This is a genomic window from Salinicola acroporae (genome assembly GCF_003206615.1).
GTDB lineage: Bacteria > Pseudomonadota > Gammaproteobacteria > Pseudomonadales > Halomonadaceae > Salinicola > Salinicola acroporae.
The window spans coordinates 1-1,157 of sequence record NZ_PZJW01000030.1 but is presented as its reverse complement, the minus strand read 5'-3'; the positions used below and the strand labels follow the sequence as shown (position 1 = coordinate 1,157).

At 62.2% G+C, this 1,157-nt stretch carries 2 protein-coding genes; both read right to left on the bottom strand.

All coding sequences use genetic code 11. From position 1 onward, the window contains the following. Window positions 1–128 precede the first annotated feature (128 nt). Window positions 129–491: a hypothetical protein gene (locus tag DOM54_RS19905; protein ID WP_110717993.1), complete on the bottom strand. Its 363-nt coding sequence runs from the start codon at window positions 489–491 to the stop codon at window positions 129–131. Beyond that, window positions 488–1,030, bottom strand: coding sequence for a DUF4123 domain-containing protein (locus tag DOM54_RS19900; RefSeq protein WP_110717992.1), 543 nt, complete (start codon window positions 1,028–1,030; stop codon window positions 488–490). The genes DOM54_RS19905 and DOM54_RS19900 overlap by 4 nt, the downstream gene beginning before the upstream one ends. Window positions 1,031–1,157 lie beyond the last annotated feature (127 nt).

The following is a 1,157-nucleotide window of genomic DNA, read 5'->3' as shown; positions in this document are numbered from 1 at the left end:
CATGGCGCTGCCGGCCTTGGAAAAGGCGCCGGTCTGCGATTCGATCGTGGCGGCCGCCGTGCCGGCACCGACGACACCCAGCAGCACCAGTGCCTCGTATCCTCCGAGAATCACAAGGGGAAATACCATCAATCGCCTCCTTGGGTGGTGGCACTGGCCGGGGGCATCTCGATCAACGCCAGCAGATCCTGAGCGAGCAGGTCGGGCGACTGCTCGCTCTGCCGAAAATAGCGGGTGACCGCCTCACCGTCGATCAGCGCCGGGGCGCTCAGGCCGTAGAGCATGTACTTTTGAATCAGGTCCTTGCGCGTCATGCCAAAGCCGGTCGCGCGGTCGTAAGCCTGGCCCAGGGTCTCGGCGTGAGCTTGTGGGGCTTGCTGCTGGTAGAGCGAGGGCAGGCGAGATTGCAGAAACGCCATCGCCTCGTCGATCATCGCTTGCCGTTCGGGCTGGCGCAGCCGCCGCTCCTGGTCCGCTGTCAGTTCGATCATGATGTCGCTTCCTGCGTCTCGCCGGCGGACCGAAATACCTGGCGCTCGTTCATGACACGAATACTCCAGTAGCGAATGGGGCCGAACAGCGTTTGCCGTTGATCCTCGTCCAGCAGTTGCATCAGCCTGGTGAAAACCCTTGGGTCGTAGTAGCGCAGCAGGGCGAGGCCACCATCGGGCAAGCGCATGTCGAGCTGCTTTTGCAGATGAGGGAAAAGATCGTTTTTCGCGCCCTCGTCGACCCATAGCCAACTGAAGGCAGCCATCTCCCGGTCTTGTTCGATCAGCGTGGCGAGTTCGGCATCGCGCAGACCATTCAAGGGCACCAGATGGGGCGCAATGGCGGAGAAGCCCTGTTCGGGCGTGTTTTGAAACAGGCTGCGGGAGCCGCCGCGGCGATGGATCGGCAAGACGGTGTTTTGCGTCCGCCGATCGATCGACAGGTCGATCAGCAGATAGCCAATGAGCGCTTCTGCGTCAGCCTGCTCGAATAGGTGCTGCAGCCGCGCGTCGGCTTTTTCGAGACTTACATCGTTCATCGGGCATCATCGACGCAGATACGTCGCCCCCTTCTCGGCGGCTTCCAGCAGGCATGAGTAGCAGAGCGGCTCACGCGGCAGCGCATCGAATGGGACCTGAAGACTCGTCGGCCCGCCAAAGCTGTGC

Bases quoted from the DNA above. Each gene is read 5' to 3' on its own strand.
- DOM54_RS19900 (WP_110717992.1), bottom strand. From the start codon at position 1,030: ATGAACGATGTAAGTCTCGAAAAAGCCGACGCGCGGCTGCAGCACCTA.
- DOM54_RS19905 (WP_110717993.1), bottom strand. From the start codon at position 491: ATGATCGAACTGACAGCGGACCAGGAGCGGCGGCTGCGCCAGCCCGAA.